Genomic DNA, 7,520 nt, shown 5'->3' on the forward strand with positions numbered 1-7,520 from the left:
ACAATGAGAGAACGAAGTTCTCGAATGGTTTCCGCGGAAAGTAAGTTTGAAATGGTAGGATAGGAAAGAAATGGATGGAGAGATAAAACTTTGTATGTGGTTTTGAAGGTATATAAAAAGAGATAGCTGCAGACTTTGGTGACAAAGTTTGCAGTTTTTTCGTATATTATTTTACAATAAAGAAGGAGAGGAAAATGGGTTTTTTAAGTCAGTTTTTGAAATATAAAAGTATTTGTATTCAGTGTCATAACAATCCGGATCCGGATGCGCTGGCTTCTTCATTAGGTTTGTATACATATTTTACTGACCATGGAATAGATACCAGAATTGTATATGGTGGCAGAGAAAGTATAAAAAAGAAAAATTTACTTTATATGATGGAAGTATGCGGGATTCCGGCAGAGCATACTGCGGAACTTCCAAAGACAGAACTTCTGATGATGGTTGATGCGCAATATGGTCAGGGGAATGCTCAGAAGTTCGAGGCTCCGGAAATTGCAGTCGTTGATCATCATACACTTTACATGAAAAGAACAGATAAAACATTCATAGATAATACATACCAAAGCTGTTCAACGATAGTGTGGGAACTGTTGAAAGAAGAAGGGTATTCTGTTGAGGATAACAGAAAAATGCGAATTGCATTTCTTTACGGATTGTATACAGACACTTCTTCCTATGTGGATCTTTATAAAGAGAAGGATTGTGCAATGCGTTCGGCATTACGCGATGACTATCCGGAACTGGAACGTTTAAAAAAGTCGTGTATGACGGTTGGTGATTTGATGATTGCAGGTGATGCTCTGAATAATTGCTATTTTAATGCAGAAAGAAGATATCTGATTATTTCTGCTATGCACTGTGAACAATCTATTCTTGGTATCATTGGTGACATGGCGATAATGGTTGATGCCGCTAAAGTATCTGTTTCATTTACCGATGTGGACAATGGATATCAGATTTCGGTTCGAAGCTGCAACTGGGATTATCCGGCAAATGTGGTGGCCGAAAAATTGTGTGAAAATATCGGTAATGGCGGCGGGCATAAAGATAAAGCCGGAGGAAATATTTCAAGAGAACTGATGAATGAAAAATATGGTCATCAGGAAGTTACAGATGTGATTATACAGAGAATGAATGAGATTATGTTAGAAAGTCATATTATACATAGTTAATTAGATGAGATACTATAGACATGAGCGTATTTGAAATGAAAGGATATAGTTAGAATGAGACAGGCATTATTTTTTGACATCGATGGAACCATTCTAAGTGAAAAAACAAAAGAAATACCGAAAAGCACGTTTTATGCATTATTAAAAGCAAAGGAAAAGGGTCACCTACTGTTTGTAAATACCGGTCGAACAAGGTGCACCCTTCCGAGTAAGATTACAGAGATGCCCTTCGATGGATTTTTATGTGGTTGTGGCATATTTCTTACTTATGGAGATGAAATCTTTTATAAAAAGAATTTACCGTCAGTCCGGGCAGATGCAATTGCAAAAATGGCGTTAGAGTGTCGGATCGACGGCGTGTTTGAAGGTATCGAAGATGTTTATTTTTCAAAACGTACATCAAGGTTTCAAGAGATTGAAGATCTGCGAACAAAGATGAAGAAAAGGGGACTTGGGCAAAAGCGTTATCTTGAAGAAGGTAGATGCCTATATGACAAGATGTACGTTATGACCGATGGCAAAAGTGATAATGAAAGCTTTTTTCAATTTATAGAAAGAGATATGGATATAATTGACCGGGAGTATGGAGCATATGAGTGTGTACCAAAAGGCTGCTCGAAAGCAACCGCAATCCAAATGGTTCTGGATAAATTTGGTTTCTCCAGAGAACAGTCATTTGTCTTTGGGGACAGCGCAAATGATCTTCCAATGTTCCGGTATGCTGGGCATGCAATTGCAATGGAGAAGCACAGTCCGGCACTAGACCCTTATACGGAGTTTGTTACAAAGGCTGTGGAAGAAGATGGAATTGAATACGCGATGAAAAGATTTGGGTTAATATAAACAATGTAACGTATTGAGCAGAAGAGAATATGAAAGAGGGAAATGTCAGTGTTTCATGATAAAGTTGTGGTAATAACAGGCGGTGCGCATGGCATCGGAAAAACGATTGCTGAAGAATTTCAAAAAGCAGGTGCGATTGTCCGGATCATTGATATCGCGGAGGGAAATCATTATGTCGGTGATATTAGTAAGAAAGAAGTTCTTGAAGATTTTGCAGATAAGGTCATAAAAGACAATGGGCACATTGATTTCCTGATTAATAATGCGTTGCCGTTGATGAAAGGAATTGATACATGTTCTTATGAGGAGTTTGAATACGCGCTTTCAGTAGGGATTACGGCACCGTTTTATCTTACAAAACTATTTCAGCCCTATTTTGCAGAAGGTGCTTCGATTATTAATATTTCATCGTCAAGAGATCGGATGAGTCAGCCGCAGACTGAAAGCTATACGGCGGCGAAAGGCGGAATTGCTGCACTTACTCATGCATTGGCAGTCAGTTTGGCAGGAAAAGTCAGAGTAAATTCCATCTCCCCTGGGTGGATCGATACTGCATATACAGTATACGAAGGCCCGGATGCATATCAACAGCCGGCCGGCAGAGTCGGAAATCCTACGGACATTGCAAATATGGTCCTATATCTGTGCTCGGATAAAGCAGGATTCATAACAGGGGAGAATATCTGCATTGACGGAGGAATGACGAGACAGATGATTTATCATGGAGACTGCGGGTGGAAATTGGGAAATTAAACTACAGGTTCATTGTAATTCAATTATAAAACCGTTATACAACGACAGGTATGAACAGAACTGGGGATTTCTGACGGAAAACCGATGGAAATCAGTGATTGAGAGAAAAAGAAAATAGTGCTACAATGAGCCTTATATAAAAACGACAGAACAATCTTAGGAGGCGCAGATAATGAAAGAGCATATTTCAAGAGAAGATGCATTTGAGTTACTGAAAAAATACAATAAGGATTCATTCCATATACAGCACGCACTTACGGTGGAAGGTGTTATGAAGTGGTATGCTGATGAACTTGGATATGGAGAAGATGCCGAATACTGGGGAATTGTCGGACTTCTGCATGATATTGATTTTGAATTGTATCCGGATCAGCACTGCATCAAAGCACCGGAACTATTAAGAGAAGGCGGCGTGCAGGAAGATATCATTCATGCAGTGTGCAGTCATGGATATGGCATTACAGTTGACATAAAACCGGAGCATGAGATGGAAAAAGTTCTTTTTGCGGCAGATGAACTTACGGGATTGATCTGGGCAACTGCATTGATGCGGCCGTCAAAGAGTGTGCAGGATATGGAAGTGAAGTCGGTCAAGAAGAAATTCAAAAGTGCGAATTTTGCGGCAGGATGTTCCAGAGAAGTGATTCGGCAGGGAGCAGACATGCTGGGTTGGGAACTGGCAGATCTGATTGAGAAGACGATTCTGGCAATGCGTTCCTGCGAGACTTCTGTTGCAGAGGCTATGAAAGTTTTGGAAGAATCAGAATTGTAATATAAACGTTTGCGAAGAGGGGATAGGCAAGCAGATGAAAAAAATGGATAAAAATGCCACGGATCAGATTGGCTATTATTTCCGGAAAGAAAAATGGCTTCTCCTGACTGTGACGATAACAGGTATTTTATATAATGTCGGAATGGTCGCAGGTCCCTGGTTCGAAGGACAGATGGTGCAGTATTTGTGTGATATCATCGGCGGTCAGAAAAGGCCGTCAGCAATGGTCAGACTGGCGGGATGCTATGTGCTGACCATTTTTTTTGTTCAGTTTATGCGGTATCTGAAGCGGCTTTATGTGCGGAAATTCGCAAACAATATCAGCAAGAATATGAAAATGACTTTGTACCGGAATTTGCTGTATCAAAAGAAAGAAGAGCATGAAGACGCCGGAACGATGATGACGAAGATCATCGCTGATGCGGATGCATGTGTGGAGGGAATGCGCAAATTTACGACTGAGATATTTGACACGGGGATCGTAATGATTGCTTATCTTGTCATGCTGCTTTCTTATGACTGGAGGCTTACGATCCTTTCCATGCTGTTTCCGCCGATTGCTTATATTCTCGCGGAACGACTAAAAATAATCGTGACAAGAAATGTGGCACTCAGCAGAGAGAGCAGCGGGAGGTTGAATGCATCTACCCTGGAGCGCATCACGAATGCGCTGACATACCGGATCTATGGTCAGGAGAAGAATCGGAATGCGGAATATGAGCTGTATCTTGCAGATTATGAAAAAAAAGCCATTCGCGCGAATTTGTGGGAAAATGTGATGCAGCCTGTTTATCAGGTGATTTCGATGATTGGAACGGTGATGATTATATGGTTTGGCGAAAGAAATGTGCTCGGAACAGGATGGTCAGTCTGGAATATTGCTGCATTTTCTACTTTTTTTGCATGCTATAGGAAATTGGCTGTCAAGTCCTCCAAGGCGGCAAAGCTATTCAATGCTGTACAGAAAGCAGAGGTATCATGGAAACGTATTAAGCCATATTTGAAAGAGATTCAAGAAGAGAAAAGAGTAGAACATACGCAGGCAGCTACGCTGGAAGTGTCAGGACTTACGTTTGCCTGGCCCGGTCAAAATCCATTATTTGCGAATGTTACTTTTAAAGGGAATCCGGGACAGATTCTGGGAATCACAGGTGAAGTGGCATGTGGCAAATCAACATTTGGCAGAATCTTCACCGGAGAGTTGCTTTATGACGGAAAGATTACCATGGGAAATGTTTCGTTTGACGGAAAAGGCGAATACATAAACGAAGTAGGATATCTGGGACATCAGCCGGAGTTGTTTGATGGAACAATAGAAGATAATATCTGTATGGGGAAGCCGGGGGATGTTGAGGAAGTGCTTCGTGCAGTTTGTATGGATCAGGAAGTAGAACTTTTGCCGGAGAAAATATATACCCGAATCGGTAGCGGGGGTGTACGGCTTTCGGGAGGACAGCAGGCCAGGATTGCACTTGCCCGAACCCTGTATCACAAAAAGCCACTTATGATTCTGGATGATCCGTTTTCGGCTGTGGATATGGAGACAGAAAAACAAATCTATGAAAATTTACGTTTGTGGGGAAAAGATAGCGTTATTTTGCTGATTTCACATCGTTTAGGATTGTTTCCTAAGTTTGATCAGGTGTTATGGCTTGAAAATGGAAAGGTTTGCGTTGCCAGTCACGACAAACTAATACAGGAAGAAGAACATTACCGTCTTCTGTACGAGGAACAGAGGAGAGGAGGCAAAGTATATGCAGAGTAGAAGGTCTGTTATGCATGCAATAAAGGAAACAGTTTATAACAATAAATGGCTCAGTTTCACGTTAGTATTGGCAATTGCAGGAACGATCGGAGCCGTGCTTCTTCCGCCACTGGTTCTGGAACAGATTGTAAATCGTCTGGCAGAGCATGAAAATGTGGGATTATCGATCGCCATAGGGTATTTTTTGCTCATTGCTGTATCCGGCTTTCTGGAGGCTTTAAAAGAAAGTGTGATTACTGTCTTTGGACAGAAAGTAACGCATAGGATCCGTTCTGCTATGAGTGAAAAACTTCTTCGTCTGCCGGCTTCTTATTATATCGAAAAAGAACCTGGAGTAACAGCTTCACGTTTTGTAAATGATGTTAATACAGTGGAAAACTTATTTACATCGGGCGTGATTAGCATGGCATCGAATGTATGTAAGCTTGTCAGCATCGTTTTGATCATTTTTTCCAGAAGTAAAGGACTGGGGATCATACTTGTCGTGGTGACTCCGTTTTTATTCTGGATGACTCGTGTTTTCCAAAAAAGAATGTTGAAGGCACAAATAGAAAGCCGTGTGGCTGTAGGAAGAACGAATCAGTTGATACCGGAAACCTTGAAAAATATGCGAACAATACGGGTTCTTCGCAGACAAGAATTCATGCAGCAGCGTTATGGAGATACGATTGAACAGGGATTTCGCGCGCAGGAGCAATCCAATTTTTGTGATGCTATCTATTCTCCGATTATCGTTACTGTCAGTGCATTGCTCATTGGTGTTATGATGGGAGCTTCCGGACAGGCGGGAGCAATAAGGGAGTTTTTCGGGATGTCTGCCGGAACAGCTGCAGCATTGATTGCCTATGTAGGGAATTTCTTTGAACCTCTTGAAAATATAGGTATGGAAATTCAGAATATACAGTCAGCAGCTGCGGGTGTGAGAAGAATCAATGAGTTTTTCGAAGAGAAAGAAGAACCATATGTTTCGAAGCTGTACGGTGTGAAGGATGCAGATCCTTGCGTTACGAAATCAAGTAAACAAGATAATCAAAAGAGTTCTGCGGTCAAATTTTCGGAAGTCTGCTTCAGCTATGGAACGGATCAGCAAGAGATCCTGCATGATTTTAATATGGAAATCAAAGAAGGGGAAAATGTCGTCCTGACAGGCAGAACCGGTGCCGGAAAGAGTACGTTAATAAAATTGATCTCAGGATTGTATCGTCCAGATAAAGGAAAAATAATGGTATACGGAATTGCGCCCTCTTCGATTCCGGAAGAGAAGAGGAGGCATTTGTTCGGGTACGTGGAACAACAGTTTCGGATGATCCGGGGGACGGTTGCAGAACAGATTTCCTTGAAAGATCCGGAAGTTTCCGAAAGACAGATTGAAAAAGCACTTGAAACCGTTGGTATTCTTAATACTGTGTGCGCTCTTCCTGATAAAATGGATACTCAGTGTGATGAAAAGTTATTTTCACAAGGGCAGTTTCAACTTCTGTCTATTGCAAGAGCAATTGTGTTGAATCCTAAAATTCTTCTCTTAGATGAGATAACGGCTAATCTGGATTCGGGAACGGAAGAACAGATCATGGAAGCTTTAAAAAACGCCTCTCATGATCGTACAGTGATTTCGATATCACATCGTTTATATAATAAAACCGGAGAAAGAGAAATAGTGATTGGATAATTATCAAAATCGTATCTAAGTATGGTGAAGAATACGTACCAATGTAAGTGAAAATGTGAAAAGCATGAAAGAAATAATATAACGATAAAATTGTTTGAATTGTCTGAAATAAATAAAAAACAAAAACAATATTGACAATTACAGAATGTAGTGGTAAGATATGACTCGTTGATCGGACAGAACTCAGAAATGAGATACCGGACAGCGGGTCATAACTTATTTTAGAAAGGACTGGGACAGAGGCCAGGGGCGGCATGCAGAAGTCCGAAGAAAAAAGTTGTTGACATACGTCGAAAGATGTGATATCCTAAATAAGCTGTCGTTCGGAAGAACAGAGTTCCGAAGAAATGAACAGCATAAGAAAAATGAAAAAAGTCTTGACAGATGCTTGAAGATGTGATAATCTAATATGGCTGTCGCAAGACAGAACAGCAAAGAACATTGATAACTAAACAATAGACAACAACCCTGAAAATTCTTTAAGAGATTTTTCAAGAACGGTTGAATCGACAGATTTAACAAACCTAAAAACAGTAAGAAGGA

Annotated in this window: 6 protein-coding genes; all 6 read left to right on the forward strand. The window is 40.7% G+C overall.

The features are described from left to right. The first annotated feature begins 194 nt into the window (after nt 1-194). The 6 genes from ACTNBR_RS15740 (at nt 195) to ACTNBR_RS15765 (ending at nt 6,977) form a co-directional block, all read left to right on the forward strand. Nucleotides 195-1,175 carry a DHH family phosphoesterase gene (locus ACTNBR_RS15740; RefSeq protein WP_320813637.1) on the forward strand — a complete coding sequence of 327 codons (981 nt, stop codon included), beginning with the start codon at nt 195-197 and terminating at the stop codon, nt 1,173-1,175. A gap of 54 nt (nt 1,176-1,229) precedes the next feature. Further along, nucleotides 1,230-2,018 carry an HAD family hydrolase gene (locus ACTNBR_RS15745; RefSeq protein WP_320813638.1) on the forward strand — a complete coding sequence of 263 codons (789 nt, stop codon included), beginning with the start codon at nt 1,230-1,232 and terminating at the stop codon, nt 2,016-2,018. A gap of 48 nt (nt 2,019-2,066) precedes the next feature. Next, nucleotides 2,067-2,771 (forward strand): SDR family oxidoreductase, encoded by a 705-nt coding sequence (locus ACTNBR_RS15750; protein ID WP_320813639.1) that lies wholly within the window; start codon nt 2,067-2,069, stop codon nt 2,769-2,771. Between the two features lie 172 nt (nt 2,772-2,943). Continuing rightward, entirely contained in the window at nt 2,944-3,543 is a 600-nt protein-coding gene (locus ACTNBR_RS15755; RefSeq protein WP_320813640.1) for an HD domain-containing protein, read from the forward strand. 34 nt (nt 3,544-3,577) lie between these two features. After that, nucleotides 3,578-5,308 carry an ABC transporter ATP-binding protein gene (locus tag ACTNBR_RS15760; protein WP_427808856.1) on the forward strand — a complete coding sequence of 577 codons (1,731 nt, stop codon included), beginning with the start codon at nt 3,578-3,580 and terminating at the stop codon, nt 5,306-5,308. After that, a complete protein-coding gene (locus ACTNBR_RS15765) occupies nt 5,298-6,977 on the forward strand; it encodes an ABC transporter ATP-binding protein (protein WP_427808855.1) in 1,680 nt (559 codons plus the stop codon). The genes ACTNBR_RS15760 and ACTNBR_RS15765 overlap by 11 nt, the downstream gene beginning before the upstream one ends. Nucleotides 6,978-7,520: the final 543 nt, after the last annotated feature.

Origin of the sequence: Bariatricus sp. HCP28S3_F11 (genome assembly GCF_052065395.1) — a bacterium.
Taxonomy (GTDB): Bacteria; Bacillota; Clostridia; order Lachnospirales; family Lachnospiraceae; genus Allocoprococcus.